Origin of the sequence: Enterococcus sp. AZ141 (assembly GCF_051714385.1) — a bacterium.
GTDB lineage: Bacteria > Bacillota > Bacilli > Lactobacillales > Enterococcaceae > Enterococcus_D > Enterococcus_D entomosocium.
In genome coordinates this window covers 1,159,281-1,178,769 of sequence record NZ_JBIORT010000001.1, presented here as the reverse complement: position 1 = coordinate 1,178,769, position 19,489 = coordinate 1,159,281, and the positions used below count along the sequence as shown (strand labels likewise).

General features: G+C 44.9%; 8 protein-coding genes. 4 read left to right on the top strand and 4 right to left on the bottom strand.

Annotated features, from left to right (window positions below; all coding sequences use genetic code 11):
- Positions 1-12 precede the first annotated feature (12 nt).
- On the top strand, positions 13-1,392 hold the full coding sequence (gene argH / locus IGI89_RS05485; protein WP_438735407.1) for an argininosuccinate lyase: 1,380 nt from the start codon (positions 13-15) through the stop codon (positions 1,390-1,392).
- Positions 1,393-1,432: 40 nt separating this feature from the next.
- On the opposite strand, the gene IGI89_RS05480 is transcribed toward argH, so the two are convergent.
- On the bottom strand, positions 1,433-1,921 hold the full coding sequence (locus IGI89_RS05480; RefSeq protein ID WP_005230382.1) for a Dps family protein: 489 nt from the start codon (positions 1,919-1,921) through the stop codon (positions 1,433-1,435).
- Between the two features lie 125 nt (positions 1,922-2,046).
- On the opposite strand from IGI89_RS05480, the gene IGI89_RS05475 reads away from it, so the two are divergent.
- Positions 2,047-2,718, top strand: coding sequence for a prepilin peptidase (locus IGI89_RS05475; RefSeq protein ID WP_438735406.1), 672 nt, complete (start codon positions 2,047-2,049; stop codon positions 2,716-2,718).
- An 81-nt stretch (positions 2,719-2,799) separates the two neighbouring features.
- On the opposite strand, the gene IGI89_RS05470 is transcribed toward IGI89_RS05475, so the two are convergent.
- The gene (locus IGI89_RS05470) at positions 2,800-8,658 is read right to left on the bottom strand and encodes a Spy0128 family protein (RefSeq protein ID WP_438735405.1); all 5,859 of its coding nucleotides are present in this window, start codon (positions 8,656-8,658) and stop codon (positions 2,800-2,802) included.
- Positions 8,659-8,953: 295 nt separating this feature from the next.
- Here IGI89_RS05470 and IGI89_RS05465 point away from each other — a divergent pair, with 295 nt between their 5' ends.
- Positions 8,954-10,372 carry a helix-turn-helix domain-containing protein gene (locus IGI89_RS05465; RefSeq protein WP_429946919.1) on the top strand — a complete coding sequence of 473 codons (1,419 nt, stop codon included), beginning with the start codon at positions 8,954-8,956 and terminating at the stop codon, positions 10,370-10,372.
- 214 nt (positions 10,373-10,586) lie between these two features.
- Here the strand turns inward: IGI89_RS05465 and rpoC are convergent, their stop codons facing one another.
- Complete coding sequence (gene rpoC, locus IGI89_RS05460) at positions 10,587-14,237, bottom strand: DNA-directed RNA polymerase subunit beta' (RefSeq protein ID WP_034871965.1); 3,651 nt, start codon at positions 14,235-14,237, stop codon at positions 10,587-10,589.
- Positions 14,238-14,324: 87 nt separating this feature from the next.
- Positions 14,325-17,942: a DNA-directed RNA polymerase subunit beta gene (rpoB, locus tag IGI89_RS05455; protein WP_008381746.1), complete on the bottom strand. Its 3,618-nt coding sequence runs from the start codon at positions 17,940-17,942 to the stop codon at positions 14,325-14,327.
- A 433-nt stretch (positions 17,943-18,375) separates the two neighbouring features.
- On the opposite strand from rpoB, the gene IGI89_RS05450 reads away from it, so the two are divergent.
- Complete coding sequence (locus IGI89_RS05450; RefSeq protein ID WP_438735404.1) at positions 18,376-19,338, top strand: biotin--[acetyl-CoA-carboxylase] ligase; 963 nt, start codon at positions 18,376-18,378, stop codon at positions 19,336-19,338.
- The last annotated feature ends 151 nt before the right edge of the window (positions 19,339-19,489 follow it).

Below are 19,489 nucleotides of genomic sequence, written 5' to 3'. Positions count from 1 at the left end.
TGAGGTGAGAATATGGCAAAATTATGGGGCGGACGTTTCGATGGGAAAAACGAAGCATGGATCGATGCTTTTGGGGCTTCCATCACGTTTGATCAAAAGTTAGCAAAGCAAGACATTCTTGGCAGTTTGGCACATGTCAAAATGCTGGTCCATACGGGCATCATTAGTCAAACCGATGGCGAAGCGATCATTGGTGGCTTGACCACGATTCAGCAGCAATTAGCCGCTGGCGAATTGACCTTCACGATTGAAAATGAGGACATCCATTTAAACATCGAGACCTTCTTGCATGAATTGATTGGACCAGTGGCAGGCAAATTGCATACTGCCCGTAGTCGTAATGACCAAGTGGCGACCGATATGCATTTGTATTTGAAAGAAGTCGTGCAAGAGGTGATCACTTTGATCGCTGATTTGCGAGAAGCGCTGGTTTTACAAGCCGAAGCCAACATCTACACCATCATGCCTGGTTATACCCATCTGCAGCATGCACAGCCGATTTCTTTTGCCCATCACCTCTTAGCCTATTACAGTATGCTGACGCGTGACCAAGAGCGTTTCAGTGAGAGTTTGAGCCGCATCGATGTGATGCCTTTAGGCAGTGCCGCTTTGGCAGGAACCACCTTCCCCATCGATCGTGCCTTCACCGCTCAAGAGTTAGGGTTTAGCAATATTTACAGCAACAGCCTAGATGCGGTCAGCGATCGTGATTTTATCTTGGAATTTTTAAGCAACGCCTCTTTATTGATGATGCATCTGTCTCGTTTTTGTGAAGAGCTGATTCTTTGGTGCAGCCACGAGTACCAATTTGTAGAGCTGACCGATACCTTCTCCACCGGCAGCTCCATCATGCCTCAAAAGAAAAACCCTGACATGGCGGAGCTGATCCGTGGAAAAACAGGACGTGTCTATGGGAACCTCTTTGGTCTTTTGACGGTCATGAAGGGCTTGCCGCTGGCGTACAACAAAGATTTCCAAGAAGACAAGGAAGGCATGTTTGACAGTGCCGAAACCATCACGAAAAGCTTGCAGATCATGACGGGAATGATCGCAACGATGAAAGTCAATCAAGCACGGATGCAAGAATCCACTGAAAAGGACTTTTCCAACGCAACAGAATTAGCGGATTACTTAGCTGGCAAAGGCGTGCCTTTCAGACAAGCCCATGAGATCGTCGGCAAGCTCGTCAGTGAGTGTTTGAGCAAAGGCATCTATCTGCAAGATGTTTCCTTGGAAGACTACCAAGCGATCCATCCTGCCATCGACAGCGATATTTTTGAAAAACTTGATTCCTATACCGCCGTCAAAAATCGTCATTCTTATGGCGGCACCGGTTTTGATCAAGTGGCACAGCAAATTGAAGCCGCCAAAGCATTATTGGCAGGCAAGTAAAAAAACCAGCGAAGAAAATTCTTCGCTGGTTTTTTGTTGATTAATGACGTACGCGAGATTTCGCTGGATCGATCAATGGCGCTTCGCCTAAGTGCGCTTGGATCATCCAAATACGTTTTTCGATGGCTGTTTTGAAGCCGATGAAGATATCTTGGGTTGGATCGTCGCCTTCTTCACCAGATACTTCGATCCCTTTTTGGTATAAGTCCGCTAAGTAACGGTAACCTTCCACCAATGTAGCTAAGCGTTCTGGAATCGTACGGTCCCAGTTACCCACTTCATCAGGGATTTGAGTGTGTTCAGCCATTTCACGCAAAGTTGAATATGGTGAACCATCTAATGTAATCAAGCGTTCAGAAACTTCATCCAATTGCTCATTTAGATCATCCATGAATTCGTCCATCATTGGATGCAATGTCAAAAAGCCAGGTCCACGCATGTACCAGTGTGTTTGGTGAACGACCATAGCCATTTGGCTTAAATCAGCAACAAGTTGGTTTAATACTTCTTTTGTTTGTTCAAATTTCATAACGATTCCTCCTCTAAATTATCTATTTTAAGGATAATACGAAACAATTAAAAAGTACAACAAAATCATCTATTTGAGAAAATTTCTCACTCTCTTACGTATTTCTTTATAAGGGGGGACGAAAAATGACGATTTTCGTGTTTTTTTTAGGCGCTTTACTCGGCTTCTTTTGGCTTTTGCTCTTACAAACCCTGTTTTGGAATCTGCCAAAAAGTGATTCTCGTTCTCACTACCAGAAGGTGAACAAAGTTTCGGGTAACCATTGGTTTTTTCGCCTTCCTACAAGATGGCTTTTACCCCTGCTTTATTGGGCCATCGTCTGCTTGTGCTATGGCGGACTTTGCGTGGTTGCCTTTCATGATTCCCAAAGCTTCCTGGCTTTTGTCTGGCTGACCAGTGCCTTTTTACTCAGCTTGACCGACTTGATAGACTATAGCGTCTACCCGCAACTGCTGTACCCCGCCCACCTACTGCTAGCGCTGGCACAGCTTAGGAGCGGCGCTTCTTTTCAATGGCTGTCTTTAGGCTTGCTGGTTCCACTGGTCTTTTTTGTCTGGCAGGAAAGAATAGGCGGTGGCGATCTCTTAGTGCTGGCAGGTTGGAGTATTTGGCTAACGCCGACGACCCTTTTGGCCCTCTTACTGGTAGCCAGTAGTCTTGGGCTCCTCGCTTTTTTTAGCTATCAAAGCATCTGGAAGAAACGATTGGCGCAGTTGCCCTTTGTCCCCTTCTTGAGTCTGGGTTTGCTGATTGTTCGCTTCATAGCGTTTCATACTTTTGACGCTTTTTTTCTTTGAAGTGAAGAAAAATAGGGCAGGAAAAAGCGGGACAAGTTGGCCTCATCCCGCTTTCTCTTTCTGCTCTGTTGCTTCCCCTGCCTATGATAACGGCGTCCGTTTTTTGCGATCAAGGTAGATGCCTACTGCGATCACTACTAACAACAGTCCCAAGACGACCCAACCAGCGGTCGTAGTGTCATTGGTTTTCGGTAAGTTGTCAGTTCCCGGCTTCGGTGTTTTGCCTTCTTTGACATGATTGTTGAATACCATCTCTGCCGTTTGCTCCGCTTCAGCTACTAATTTTCCTGCTTGTTCTTTGACGGTGACCGTTACTTGATAGGTGGTTTCATCATAGATGATCGTGGCGTCGTTACCAGCTTTTTCACGAATCGTGTAACGATGTTCCCCAGCATCGTCATACGTCAATGCATCAAAGGTAATCGTTCCGTTTGCGTCATTGTGTTGGGTTTGCAGAACCTTTCCAGCTTCATCCACTAATTCAAATGCGAATTCGTTGGCTTGCAAGTCTCTACCCGTCAAGACTTTCTTGGCACTTAGTACGACACTGCCAGCTTGTGGTTGGTAGCTGTTTTCAAAGACTTGATCGCCTTCGTATTCCGCCACTGCGGTCAACTGTCCGTCTTCATCCGTCACGGTCACAACTACTGCAAGTTCTTTCGTATCGTAGGTGATGGTACCGTCAGTTCCTGTTTTCTCACGAATGGTGTAGTGGTACTCACCTGTTTCATCATAGGCGAGAGCGTCAAAGTAGATCTTGCCAGTGGCATCATTGGCTTTTGTTTGAAGTACAGTTCCGGCTTCATCGACTAGTTCAAAATCGAATTCATTTGCTTGTAGTGTACGACCAGTTAAGACTTTCTCGCCACTTAGTACGACACTGCCAGCTTTTGGTTGATAGCTGTTTTCAAAGACTTGGTTGCCTTCGTATTCTGCCACTGCGGTCAACTGTCCATCTTCATCCGTCACGGTCACGACTACTGCAAGCTCTTTTGTATCGTACGTGATAGTGCCATCGCTGTCTATTTTCTCACGAATGGTGTAGTGGTACTCACCTGTTTCATCATAGGTGAGAGCGTCAAAGTAGATCTTGCCAGTGGCATCATTGGCTTTTGTTTGAAGTACGTTGCCTTCTTCATCGACTAGTTCAAAGTCGAATTCATTTGCTTGTAACGTACGACCGGTCAATACTTTCTCGGCACTTAGTAAGACACTACCAACTTTTGGTTGGTAGCTGTTTTCAAAGACTTGGTTGCCTTCGTATTCTGCCACTGCGGTCAACTGTCCGTCTTCATCAGTGACGGTCACGACTACTGCCAGTTCTCTCGTATCGTAAGTGATGGTGCCATCGTTTCCTGCTTGCTCACGGATGGTATAGCGGTATTCGCCAGTTTCCTCATAGGCGAGCGCGTCAAAGTAGATTTGTCCGGTTGCATCATTGGCTTTTGTTTGAAGTACAGTTCCGTCTTCATCCACTAGTTCAAAGGCAAATTCGTCTGCTTGTAACGTGCGGCCGATCAAGACTTTTTCGGCACTCAGTACGACACTGCCAGCTTTTGGTTGGTAGCTGTTTTCAAAGACTTGGTTGCCTTCGTATTCCGCCACTGCGGTCAACTGTCCGTCTTCATCAGTGACGGTTACAACTACCGCCAGTTCTTTTGCATCGTAAGTGATGGTGCCGTCAGTTCCTGTTTTCTCACGAATGGTGTAGTGATACTCACCGGCTTCCTCGTAAGGGAGCGCGTCAAAGTAGATCTTGCCAGTTGCATCATTGGCTTTTGTTTGAAGAACAGTTCCTTCTTCATCTACCAGTTCAAAGGCAAATTCGTCAGCTTGTAAGGTGCGTCCGGTCAAGACTTTCTCGGCACTCAGTACGACACTACCAGCTTGTGGCGTATAGTCGTTTTCAAAGACTTGGTTGCCTTCATATTCCGCCACTGCGGTCAATTGTCCGTCTTCATCGGTGACGGTCACGACTACCGCTAGTTCTTTTGCATCGTAAGTGATGGTCCCGTCAGTTCCTGCTTTCTCACGGATGGTGTAGTGGTACTCACCTGCTTCCTCGTAAGGGAGCGCGTCAAAGTAGATCTTGCCAGTGGCATCATTGGCTTTTGTTTGAAGAACAGTTCCTTCTTCATCTACCAGTTCAAAGGCAAACTCGTTGGCTTCCAACGTGCGGCCGGTCAATACTTTCTCAGCATTCAGCACCACTTCGCCAGCTTTTGGCGTATAGTCATTTTCGAAGACTTGATTGCCTTCATAGACTGCTTTCGCAATCAACTGGCTGTCTTCTTCAGTGACGGTCACGGTTACCTTTAGTTCTTTGTCGCTATAGGTGATGGTTGGATCATCGCCGGCTTTTTCCCGAATCGTGTAATGATATTCGCCAGGCTCGTTGTAAGTGATGGCGTCAAAGGCAACTTGACCGTTGCCGTCATTGGTTTGTGTTAAAATCACAGAGCCAGTTTCATCCACTAGTTGGAACGTAAATTCGCCGTCTTTTAGCTCGCGCCCATCAAGCAGCTTCTGAACATTCAAGGCGTGGGTCGTTTCTTTGATTTCCCGCTTGTTGGCTAGTTCAAAGACATAATTGACTTGCTTATCAGAAATAGTGAAGGTGTACTGAGTCGCATCTCGTTCGTATCCTTCCGGTGCGGTGATTTCTTGGATCATATAATCGCCGTAACGCAGATTGTCGATCCGATCAATGGCGTTGCCGTTTTCCATGATCTGATTGTTTTTGACCACCAGATTCGACAAGATGACTTCATAGGTATTTTGCGCATTTTTGCGGCTTAATTGGAAAACCGCTTCTTCATCGATCCCTCGTTCTTTGGTGCCATCGGCATCGTATTTCACGATCGTCAAGGAACCGTTCGTCCCAGAAGACGTTCCGCTGCCATCTGTCGATTTGATGGTGATTTCTTTGGTTACTGTGTGAATCTCGATCTCACTACCCGTCAAATTGACATTGTTGGTCACCCGTTCATTGTTCAAAATCCCGGGGTCAAGTTGTGTTTGATAAACGATAAAGTATGGTTTATCAATCATTTCTTCAAAAGCGATCACTAACGATTGCGTCCCTGCTACCACATCCGAGGTGATTTTCGGATTGTCTTCGTTGGTGAAGGTGACTTTTTCTCCTTTTTCCCACGTACCATTGTTTAAGACCGCTTCATACACATCTACGATCACGGCATCGTCGGCATCTCGTAAAAAGGTGTGTTGATTGTAGTTGATGGTATCGGTCACTACCGCATTGTGGATTTTGCGGCTGTCAGCATTGATCATGATTTCCCAATCGATCAACCGATTGTTGTCGGCATTCTGGCTACCATTTTTCATCAACCAATCCGTTTTCGCAGACTTGTCGACTTGGCCATCGGCAGTCAACGTTGTGTCATTGTCCGTCAATGTAATAGTATTTTTGTAGGTAAATACTTCTTCCGCTGCTTCCGTTGCCAAGAAGACCGCCAGTGTTTCTGACGTTTCTTTCAGCAAGGTGATCGTAACTGTCTTCGAGTCAGGGTCATAAGTGTAACTGTAATCCTCGTTTAGCACCAATTGCTCTTTCAGTGCTCTGACTTGCGTCGTATACCCAGTTACTGTGACCGTGTAAAGCGCCAAGTCTTTCAAGGTTTGGCCTTCTTGCAGCTGGTCCGTGATGATTGCATCTTTGTTGATTTTTTCTTTGTACGTATTGAATAGCCCCATCCAATAGACTTGATCGCTAGAGGCGGTCTGCTCATCAAAAATAGTTCCTAAGTTCCGACCTAATACGGCAGTAATCGCTTTGGCGACATCTTCCCCTTCACCAATAAATAGGCCGTATTTCAAGGCATTTTTTAACCAGTTGGTATCCATCCAAGTATTGGATTCAGAGGCTTCCGTGAACGTATTGCCGGCTTCGTCTTTATAATGGACAAACGCTGCATTACTAAAACGACTGCTAGAACTTCCTAATGCGATCTGCTGTGAAACATCGAAGCTAGTTTTGAAATTAACCGTGATCGTTGCCGAGGTCGTTTGGTACGCCCCTTGCAGCTTGATCCGAAAACCAGTCTCAAGTTCCTTCGTTGAGCCATCGGCTAGCGTTTTCGTTTCTGTGATTAGCTCTAGCGTATAGTCGGTATTGAGCTCTAAAGGCTCGGTCACTCCGCTTGCCGTCACTACCAGCGTATCCGCCAACAAGGCCAGTGCGCTGCTGTTTGCGCCAGAGATCAATTGATAGCGGTCTTCGATGATTAGGTCACTGACTTTTTGCTGATTGGTATTGGCATCAATTTTCCATGCGACAGTCTTCGTTTCATAGTCTTTGGTGCCAGCTGTTTTCACGATACCGATCGTTTTGGTTGGCGTCACTGTCCCACTGCCCGTCAATGAGGTATTTTGATTGTCGCGGATCGAAGCGTAGTTGTAAATACGAGTATCAGCTAGAACAGATTCATACAACTGGGTATCGTATTGGATCTTGTAGTAACCAGCTTTGGCAAACGTGATGCCAAAGCGGACGATTTCCCCCTCTTTATCCAGCTGGTACGTCCCATCAAAGGACCAATCTTCTGCTGGGATAGAGTTACCATCTTTGTCCGTGATCACCAAAGTCTCTGGAACAAAAAAATGTAGGGCTTTTTCAGGATCCGTTCCTGAATAGGTCTGATCCAAAACTCTGGCTTGGTCTTTGTCCAATGTGACGGAAATTTCCCATGATGCTCGTTTCGTTTCTTGATCATAGCCTTTGAACCGTTTGTATTCCGATTGCTCATCGTAAGTAACCGTTGCTTCTGCAGTTTTTTCTGTAAAATCGCTGCCGTTGATTGTTGCCGTGTTTTTGAAAGAAGAAGCCGTTGGATCGGTGACTGCACTATTGATCACGATTCGAACCGGTTGATTAACCGTTTGATTGAAGGTAAACGTGTTGTTAACGCTGTTAAAGGTATATAAGCCATCGGTACGAACCCACTCCTCGGTGGCTTCATCGTACAAGTAGCCTGTCGAAGTACTATAAGACAAACCTTGAGGCATTTTATCGGTGATCACCACATCATGCAATTCACGACTGGTTTGGTTAAAAATAATTTCCCAAACCACTGAACCGCTGGAAGTCACGTTACCAGTCTTAATGATGTCGACTTCATAAATAGGCAATGTAATGATGATCTCATGACCATCTTCATCGTAGATCCCAGTATGAATCGTCACTTCTTCGGTGACAGTGCTCACACTTAATTCCGTAATTAGATCGATAGTCCCTGAGCGGTTGGAAAGTGTTTGTGCCGCTTCGTTAAAAGTAACAGTCAACGTGCCATCGAGTGCTAAGGTAAAGGTTCCGATCGATTGCCCACCAGAACGGGTCAATTCGCCGTTAACGGTGTTATGAATAGCAAAATATTCCGGTAATTGATACGTATAATAATCGCCAGCGCGAATTTCTTCCGTATCTGCTAACGACCAGTCAAAATGAATTTTGATGTTGCCGTTATACATCGGTGGATTTTCGGCAGTGAAGGGTTGATCGTTTAAGTCAGTAATTCGGACATTGTCAAAAAGTTGTACTCCCCGTTCGTTTAGGTTGGCACTAAGATTCTCAGCGGTAGTAGAAGCTTCCGTTTCCGCCTCAGTATCTGGTGCTCGGGGTTGAATGCTGTTTTGATTCAGTGTCGAAGATGCTTGGGTTGCTTGACTTTCACTAGGGACGGTTGCTTGTTCTTCTTCTGCTTGACTCGTTTCTGACTGAACTGCTCCCGCTGTCGATGAATCCGTAGGTGCTTTTTCCGTATCGATCGTTCCCGTCTCAGGCTCGGTACTTTCCAGCGTTTCAGTCGTTCTTTCGGTACTTTCGGTTGCGTTGATTGCTTCTGCTAGTATGATCGTTGGTTCACAAAAAATGGAGCCAAGCAAGACTAGCAAACATATATAGATAGAAAATTGTTTTTTCATAATTGTTCATTCCTTTTTTATTTAAATTTTTTCAATTGATCTCGGAAACGCTCGACGAATAACATTGTTCAACAGTGAGCAAGATATCCCAACAAACAACTGCTTTTTGCCTCCTCCCCATGATTCAAAAATTTTGGTCTTTGCTACTTGTATCAAACGTATTACTACTATTCCACACTTCTATTTTCCCAAAATTTTGGGGTGGGATGTATTCAAAAAAAATACAACACGCAATTTTTTTGAATACATGTAAAAACGTGATACTATTTACTTAAAAGGGGGCTCAGGGGCAATCATGTTACGGAAATTGTTATCATCTACGACACAAAAGAAACTACAGCTGATTGAGTATTTATTAGACGATCAGGGAACGAGTCTTCACGATTTGGCAGTAAAATTTTCCATTTCAATGTCTGCAGCAAAAACCTATATCGCGGAAATCGACAATGAATTTTCGTTTCTGGACTTACAATTTGACGATTATTCAGCTGTTCGCCTCCACTTGCATCCCTTTGCTACTCGGCTAGACGTATACAGCCAGTTTTTGACTCGCTCTTCTGCATTTCAATTATTGGAACTACTCTTCTCATCAAGTTTCACTAGTTATGATATGTTGGCTCTAGAATTAAATTTAAGCAAATCGTCGATCATTCGTTTGATCAAGAGGATCAACATGGTTCTGGCACCATATGATTTCTTCATCGCGACCAAACCCATCCAGTTAAAAGGAAATGAACACAACATTCGCCAGTTTTTTCTGATTTTCTTCTTAGAAAAGTACCAGTATGAATTTGTGGATGCCAACATCAACCAAGAACAGGATTTTTTGAAAATCGCCCGTATCATGGCAGCAGCGACGCCCTTAAAGCTTTATTTTTCCGACATCAAAAAAATCGCTTTTGTGATCTATATCAACACGAAGCGCGATCGCCTATACGCCTCCAACCCCAATGGAAACCACGTCGAATATTTCTTAGAGAAAATCGATTTGAGCGAATTTACCGGCTACAGTCGGGCCTACGTCGAGAAAATGGTCGGTTATGTCACGACCCATATTGGTCAAGACCCCAACGTCTTTCGTAAGACCAAACAAGAGTTTTATCAAATGACCAAACGTATATTTAAAAAGTACAACTATCATGAAGCCGACTTTGAAGAGAAACTCGACGCTGTGGTCTTTTCTTATTTTCTTGGGATCAACTTGCGCGTTCCTTACTGCATCTTGGATGATCGCTTTGCTCGTTTTGTCAACAACTGTGATTTGGTCCAACAGGCAGTCAATCGAGACATCGTTCACCTTTTGACCCATTCAAATTTACCGATCATTCGACCAAGTACGATCAATTACCTGATTTATATTTTCCATATATCTTTCCCAAATTTCGCTAAAGAAATCATCGATGCCAATGCTGGCTTTCGCTTAGCTTTGTTTTATGATACGAATAGTTACCATACGGAATTTATCCAAACGAAAATCCAACAGTTTATTCCTTATCAGCTAACAATCACGATTTTAAATCCTCTGGACTCGTTTTCTCTGACCAAACTGGATGAGACTTATGATTTGATCATCGGCAATCTGACCCCCTCCTGCAGAAAAAACTTATTTCATTATGCAGACATCAATCTGACTTCGAATGACTTGGCGTTTATCGCTCGGCAGGTTCAGGAAAAGGGAATTCATATGCTGCAAGAACGGCAAGAGGAAAACTAATAAACAAAAAAAATCACCTTCGAAAGAGTTGAATGACGTACGCCAAGGAACAATTTGAGCGCATGTCGGGATTCATCATACTTTCGAAGGTGATTTCTTTTGCACATATGGACCTAATAACATTAATTTCTATAATATAGACAAAAAAAGCTTGCCATTCCGAAGAATGACAAGCTTTTCCGTCACACTGAGTCAATCAGGTGCTGGGCATTGATTAGTTTTGGCTATTCAATGCGTCTTCAGCAGCCATTTGTGCTTCGATGTCTGAGATGCTGTAGACATTTTCGCTGGCAACTGTTACTTCTTTTGGTTCCATTTCACGGTAACGAGGCATACCAGTACCAGCTGGGATGATCTTACCGATGATAACATTTTCTTTCAATCCAAGAAGTGGATCTTTCTTGCCGCGAATCGCTGCATCGGTCAACACACGAGTGGTTTCTTGGAAGGACGCAGCAGACAAGAAGCTGTTGGTTTCCAAGGATGCTTTCGTGATCCCTAGTAGGACTGGACGGCTAGTTGCAGGAACGCCACCGGCTACCAATGTGTCGTAGTTGCGGTCTTTAAAGTCGGCGATATCCAACAATGTTCCTGGCAAGATGCCTGAATCACCTGGATCCATGACGCGGACTTTACGCAGCATTTGACGAACCATTACTTCGATATGTTTGTCGCCGATTTCTACCCCTTGCATCCGGTAAACGCGTTGAACTTCTCGTAATAGGTAGTTTTCAACAGACAAGACATCGCGAACTTGTAACAGTTGTTTTGGATCGATCGATCCTTCCGTCAATGGCGCACCACGATGGATAAAGTCGCCTTCTGCTACTTTCATCCGGGCAGTATAAGGAACGGTATACGTACGCGTATCGGTTTCCCCTTTGATGGTCACTTCTTTGGTCCGAGTTGAAGGGTCTTCTGAGATATCGATGACTTCTCCGGTAACTTCGGTAATGACCGCTTGTCCTTTCGGATTACGGGCTTCAAAGATTTCTTGGACACGAGGGAGACCTTGCGTGATATCGTCTCCGGCAACCCCGCCGGTATGGAAGGTACGCATGGTCAACTGAGTACCAGGTTCACCGATTGATTGGGCAGCGATGGTACCGACTGCTTCCCCAACTTCAACTTCAGAACCAGTAGCTAAGTTGCGGCCATAACAATGTTTACATACACCATGTTTGGTGTTACATGTAAAGACAGAGCGAATGGATACTGTTTCGATGCCAGCGTCCACGATGGCTTTAGCTAAATCTTCAGTGATCAATTCATTGACCCCTAGAAGGACTTCGCCAGTTTCAGGATGGATCACTGATTTACGTGTGTAACGTCCAATCAAACGTTCTTCTAAGGATTCGATGATTTCGTTTCCTTCGCGAATTGCTTGAATGTCTAAACCACGGTCAGTACCACAATCGTCTTCACGGATGATGACATCTTGGGCAACGTCAACGAGACGACGTGTCAAGTAACCGGAATCGGCTGTTTTCAAGGCGGTATCGGTCATCCCTTTACGGGCACCATGGGTCGAGATAAACATTTCCAAGACAGACAGACCTTCACGGAAGTTTGAGATGATCGGCAACTCCATGATTCGTCCGTTAGGCGCGGCCATCAATCCACGCATCCCAGCAAGCTGAGTAAAGTTGGAGATGTTACCACGGGCACCGGAATCAGACATCATGAAGATTGGGTTTTTCGCTTCCAATGATTCCATCAGTTTTAACTGAATTTCATCTTTGGCTGCATTCCAAACACCAATAACTCGTTCATAACGCTCGTCATCGGTAATCAATCCACGACGGAATTGTTTCGTGATCGTTTCAACTTGTTTGTGGGCATTGTCGATGATTTCATGTTTTTCGTGCAAGTTCATGATATCAGCGATACCAACGGTGATACCCGCCATTGTTGAATGGCTGTATCCTAAGTCTTTCATGCGGTCAAGCATGCGTGACGTTTCAGTGATGCGGAAACGTTTGAAGACTTCTGAAATGATGTTTCCTAAGTTTTTCTTCTTGAATGGGCCAACAAGCTCTTGTTCTTTGATGAAGGCAGGCACATCTGTACCAGCTTCAATAAAGTACTTGTCTGGTGTTTGAACCGTCAAGTTGTAGTCTGTTGGTTCGTTCAAGAATGGGAATTCTGGTGGCATGATCGAGTTAAAGATCACTTTACCCACCGTTGTTACCATCAAGCGTTGTTTTTGTTCAGACGTGAATGGTTTGTCCCCTAAAGTGTTTGGATTTATGGCGATCCGTGTGTGTAAATGAACGTAGCCATTGCGCCATGCCGTAACTGCTTCGTCCATGTCACGGAAGATCATGCCTTCCCCTTCACGGCCTTCTTCTTCCATCGTCAAGTAGTAGTTCCCTAGGACCATATCCTGAGATGGTGTTACAACTGGTTTTCCGTCTTTTGGATTCAAAATGTTTTGGGCTGCTAACATCAGCATACGTGCTTCTGCTTGCGCTTCTTCGTTCAATGGTACGTGAACGGCCATTTGGTCTCCATCGAAATCGGCATTGTAGGCTTCACAAACAAGTGGGTGCAAACGAATGGCACGGCCTTCAACTAAGACTGGTTCAAATGCTTGGATACCTAATCTGTGAAGCGTAGGTGCCCGGTTCAATAGCACTGGATGTTCTCTGATAACATCTTCTAAGACATCCCAAACTTCGTCTTCTTGACGTTCGATTTTGCGTTTGGCATTTTTGATGTTTGACGCGATTTCACGAGAAACAAGTTCCCGCATCACGAATGGTTTGAATAATTCGATCGCCATTTCTTTTGGCAGACCACATTGGTACATTTTAAGGAATGGACCCACGACGATAACTGAACGACCTGAGTAGTCGACCCGTTTTCCTAGCAAGTTTTGACGGAAACGACCTTGTTTCCCTTTCAACATGTGAGAAAGAGATTTCAATGGGCGGTTCCCTGGCCCTGCAACTGGACGGCCGCGACGACCGTTATCGATCAAGGCATCGACTGCTTCTTGTAGCATCCGTTTTTCATTTTGAACGATGATGTTTGGTGCATTCAAATCTAACAAGCGTTTCAAACGGTTGTTACGGTTGATTACACGACGATACAAGTCGTTCAAGTCACTTGTGGCAAAACGTCCACCTTCTAATTGCACCATTGGACGCAAATCAGGCGGGATAACTGGGATAACGTCCATGACCATCCAGCTTGGTTTGTTTCCTGAAGCACGGAATGCTTCTAAGATGTCCAAACGGCGGATCGCACGGGTCCGTTTTTGACCAGTCGCGTTTTTCAATTCTTCTTTTAATTCAGCAACTTCGCCTTCAAGATCAACGCCATCTAATAATTGTTTGATGGCTTCGGCACCCATTGCTGCTGAAAATTCTTGACCGTATTGGTCACGTTTTTCACGGTATTCCCGTTCAGTCAATAGTTGTTTTTTCTCAAGACTGGTGTTTCCTGGTTCAATCACTACGTATGAAGCAAAGTAGATGATTTCTTCCAATGCACGTGGGCTCATGTCTAAGACAAGACCCATCCGTGAAGGAATGCCTTTGAAGTACCAAATGTGTGATACTGGTGCTGCTAGTTCAATGTGTCCCATGCGTTCACGACGCACTTTTGAACGTGTTACTTCCACGCCGCAACGGTCACAAACGATGCCTTTATAGCGGATCCGTTTGTATTTGCCGCAAGCACATTCCCAGTCTTTGGTTGGACCGAAAATACGCTCGTCAAACAACCCTTCGCGTTCAGGTTTTAACGTACGGTAGTTAATGGTTTCTGGTTTTTTTACTTCACCATAAGACCAGCTTCTGATTTTTTCAGGAGAAGCCAAACCGATTTGCATACTTTCGAATTTATTTACATCGATCAAAAAAGGTTCCCTCCATTTCATTTCATGGACATATCCGATAGAACGGGGGCTATTTCCGCTAGTGGCGGAAATAGCGAGGGCCGTCTATTATTGCAAGCGATCTTCTGCTGTCTCGATTTGTTGGTTCAACGCGTCGGCGGCATTTTTAGCTTCTGTTTGTGCTTTTTGTTCTAATTCACGGGCTGTTTGTTGCTCCGCAAATTTTGTTAAGGCATCAACGGTGATCAAATCATCATCGTCATCATCCATATCACGCAGTTCGATCTCTGCATCATCGATATCTAGGACACGCATGTCTAGACCCAGTGATTGCAATTCTTTTACTAATACGCGGAATGATTCTGGTACACCTGGTTTTGGAATTGGTTCCCCTTTGACGATCGCTTCGTATGTTTTCACACGACCAACCACGTCATCTGATTTGTAGGTCAAGATTTCTTGTAAGGTGTAAGCAGCACCGTATGCTTCCAGTGCCCAAACTTCCATCTCTCCGAAACGTTGTCCACCAAATTGGGCTTTTCCTCCCAATGGTTGTTGCGTAACCAATGAGTAAGGTCCAATGGAACGGGCATGCAATTTATCATCGACCATGTGGGCCAATTTGATCATGTACATGACACCAACGGAGATGCGGCCATCAAATGGTTCGCCGGTACGTCCGTCGTAAAGCACTGTTTTGGCATCGCTGGCCATTCCTGCTTCAGCAACCGTTGCCCAAACATCTTCATCGCTGGCACCATCAAAGACTGGTGTTGCCACGTGAATGCCTAATTGACGCGCAGCCATTCCTAAGTGTAACTCTAATACTTGTCCAATGTTCATCCGAGAAGGTACCCCTAATGGGTTCAGCATGATATCGACTGGTGTGCCATCTGGTAAGAAAGGCATGTCTTCTTCTGGCATAATGCGAGAAACGACCCCTTTGTTTCCGTGACGTCCGGCCATTTTATCCCCTTCATGGATTTTCCGTTTTTGAACGATATAAACGCGAACCAGCATGTTCACACCTGGTGACAATTCATCGCCAGCTTCGCGGGTAAAGATTTTGACATCGTGGACGATTCCGCCGCCGCCGTGAGGCACGCGTAGAGATGTGTCACGCACTTCACGGGCTTTTTCACCAAAGATTGCGTGCAACAGACGCTCTTCTGCTGAAAGTTCCGTTACCCCTTTTGGAGTGACTTTCCCAACAAGCAGATCGCCATCTTTGACTTCCGCACCAATGCGGATAATGCCCATTTCGTCTAGGTCTTTCAACGCGTCTTCCCCAACGTTCGGGATTTCGCGAGTGATTTCTTCAGGTCCTAATTTTGTGTCGCGGGCTTCTGATTCATATTCTTCAATATGGACAGAAGTGTAAACATCATCTTTCACCAAACGACGGCTCATGATGATGGCATCTTCATAGTTGTACCCTTCCCAAGTCATGAATGCGACTAAGACGTTTTGTCCTAATGCCATTTCACCTTGTTCCATAGATGGGCCATCTGCTAAGATGTCGCCTTTTTCCACTTTTTCACCAAGTGCCACTAATGGACGTTGGTTGTAGCTGGTTCCTGAGTTTGAACGACGGAATTTGGTAACAGAATAAACGTCTAATGCGCCATTGTCACGACGAACGCGCACTTCGGCTGCATCCACGTATTCTACGATCCCATCATGTTTACATAACAAAGCAGCTCCTGAGTCATGTGCTGATTTGTATTCCATACCAGTACCAACCCAAGGTGCTTTCGGATTGATCAATGGTACAGCTTGCCGCTGCATGTTGGCACCCATCAAGGCACGGTTGGAGTCATCGTTTTCCAAGAAAGGAATACATGCGGTTGCGACCGCGACTACTTGTTTTGGTGATACGTCCATGTAGTCGACTTTATCGATCGATACTTCCAAGTTTTCAGAAGTAGCACGCGCCATAACAACGTCGTTTACGAAAGAGCCGTCTTCATTTAACAAGCTGTTTGCTTGGGCCACAACGTAGTGGTCTTCGGTATCGGCAGTCAAGTAATCGATCTTGTCTGTAACACGGCCTGTTTCACGGTCAACTCGACGGTATGGTGTTTCAATGAAGCCATACTTGTTGACTTTGGCATAAGAGGCCAAGCTGTTGATCAACCCGATGTTTGGTCCCTCAGGCGTTTCGATCGGACACATACGGCCATAGTGGGAATAGTGAACGTCTCGGACTTCATAGCCAGCACGATCACGCGTCAAACCACCAGGTCCTAAGGCAGATAGACGACGTTTATGGGTCAACTCACCCAGTGGGTTTGTTTGGTCCATGAACTGTGACAACTGAGAAGAACCAAAGAATTCTTTGATACTTGCGACAACCGGACGAATATTGATCAATTGTTGCGGTGTCAAGGTTTCGGTGTCTTGGATCGACATCCGTTCACGAACGACACGTTCCATCCGAGCAAGCCCGATCCGGAATTGATTTTGCAATAATTCACCAACAGAACGAATCCGACGGTTTCCTAAGTGGTCGATGTCATCGACATTGCCGATGCCTTCCATCAAGTTGAAGAAGTAGCTCATTGAAGCAATGATGTCTGCTGGACGAACGGTACGTGTCGCAGTATCTGGATAGCCATTACCGATCACGTTGACTTCTTGTTCTGGATCTTTTGGTGAAAAGACTTTGATGACTTGGACCGTCATTGGTTCGGTAACGACCCCATCTTCTGATGGATAGTACGTTACACTGTTTAGGCCATTATCGATAAATGCACCTAGTGTTTCCATGACTTGGTGAGTCAAAACAGTGCCTTTTTCAACAATGATCTCGCCTGTTTCAGGGTCAACCAAGGTTTCTGCTAAGGTCAAGTTCAATAGACGTGTTTTCAAGTCTAATTTTTTGTTTACTTTGTAGCGACCAACATTTGCTAAGTCGTAACGTTTTGGATCGAAGAAACGTGCGTTCAGCAAGCTGCGTGAGCTGTCTGCTGTTTTTGGCTCGCCTGGACGAAGACGTTCGTAAACATCTTTCAATCCTTCTTCGGTACGAGAATCGCTTGCGTTTTTATGCAAGTCTTTTTCGATCGTGTTACGTAATGATTCACTGTCGCCGAAAATTTCAAAGATCGTGTCATCAGAACCAAACCCTAGGGCACGGACTAAGACCGTCAAAGGAATTTTACGGGTACGGTCAATCCGTACGTATGAGATATCTTTGGCATCAGTTTCCATTTCTAACCACGCACCGCGGTTAGGGATAACAGTTGAACCAAAGCCTTCTTTGCCGTTTTTATCGACTTTGCCATGGAAATATACACCCGGAGAGCGGACCAACTGAGAAACGATAACCCGTTCTGCCCCGTTGATGATAAAGGTTCCTTGTTCAGTCATTAATGGGAAATCACCAAAGAATACTTCTTGGGATTTGATTTCCCCGGTTTCACGGTTCGTCAAACGCAAAGTAACATGTAATGGTGCCGAATAGTTTGCATCATGGGCACGGGCTTCTTCTACTGTATACTTTGGTTCTTTCAATTCATAATCCACAAATTCTAGGGACAAGTTACCGTTGAATCCTTCGATTGGCAAAATATCTTCAAACATTTCTCTGAGGCCCTCATCTAGGAACCATTGGTAAGAGTCGGTTTGAATTTCAATCAAATTCGGTAATTCTAATACTTCACTGATCCGTGCGAAACTTCTACGTTCGCGATGCTTTCCGTATTTTACTACGTGTCCAGCCAAGCTCTTCACCTCTTCATAAAGTCTTTCAAAAAGGCTATCCGATTATTTACAAAACTGTAACAAATATTAAATATAGGTTACAGAAAGCATTTTTTGCGGCTTTTAGGCAAAAAAAAACCAAAAATAGAACGGATGCATTGGGCATTTTCTACTTTTGTTTCCTTATTCCTAAGCCGAAACGGACAATATTTCGTTTCTGCTTTTTTCGTTCAGATAGTTTTTGCAACTCCTTATTATACAGATGAAGCACTTCTCTGTCAAGCTTTCATTGGAAGTTACAATGCTTTTCTGGTGCACCCATTTCCTAAGATTTTCTAAAGAAAAAAACAAGGCTGGTGTGGACTGTTTTTCGTAAGAAACTACTTTGCTTTTTGCCGATTTCTTGCTATGCTAACGAAAACGTTACACGTGAAACATTAGGAAGGATATCCTTATGACGACAAAAGAAAAAATACTGACCTTATTACAAAAAGAAGATACTGTGCTATCTGGAGAGAAACTGGCCCAAGCTTTGTCGATCTCTCGTACCGCAGTCTGGAAAGCCATTAAAGAACTCGAGAAAGAAGGCTATCATTTCGAACACTTGGCCAACGGCTATCGCTTTGTCTCGGATGATCGCTACGATCAAGCAGCACTTGCGGCAGCCTTGCCGATGATTCCCACGATTCAAATCATGGAAGCTGTTGAATCCACCATGAAAGAAGCCAAGATTGCCGCTTTGGATAGTGGACTGGCAACCCCCGCCCTTTTTTTGACCGAAACGCAAACAGGCGGTCATGGCCGCTTCGAACGACCGTTTTTCTCACCGAAAAAACAAGGGATCTATATGAGCTTGCTTTTAAAACCAAACCAAGCGTTTCAAGAATTGCCGCAATATACTGTTCTGGCGGCGGTAGCAGTTGCCGAAGCCATCGATGCCCTTCTAATGAAGGAAACGGCCATTAAGTGGGTCAACGATCTGTACTTAGATGGAAAAAAAATCTGCGGTATTTTGTCTGAAGCAACCAGTGACTTTGAGACAGGCCGTATTACTTCGGTTGTGATTGGTATCGGCATCAGTTTTTCAATTCCGCAACAGCAGTTTCCAGCAGAGATTCGGGAAAAAGCGACCTCACTCTTTCCTGGTGAAGAGTATCCAACCTTTTCTCGGGCCGCGTTGATCCAAGAAATTTGGCGTCGGTTCTTCCAATTGTTAGCGCAACTGCCTGACATGAATTATATGGCCCGCTATCGGCAGAAATCCTTCGTTTTGGGCCGCACCGTTCAATTTACGCAACAAGGTGTAACCTATGAAGGGATCGCCAAAGACATTACCAACACCGGTGAATTAGTGGTGGAAACAGCGACGGAGCGCAAGGTGCTTTCTTCTGGAGAAATCAGTTTGGAACGGTATTGATGCTGCGAAAAAACCGCAAACCAGCTTGCTGATTCGCTGCTTTCGTAGGCAATCAGTTAAAGCAAGCGCAAGCACAAATGCTCCATAAGCTGACCTGCTTATTCCGAGGGTTTAAGCAAAAAGCAACCTAGGTAGCACCCCTTTCTATCGG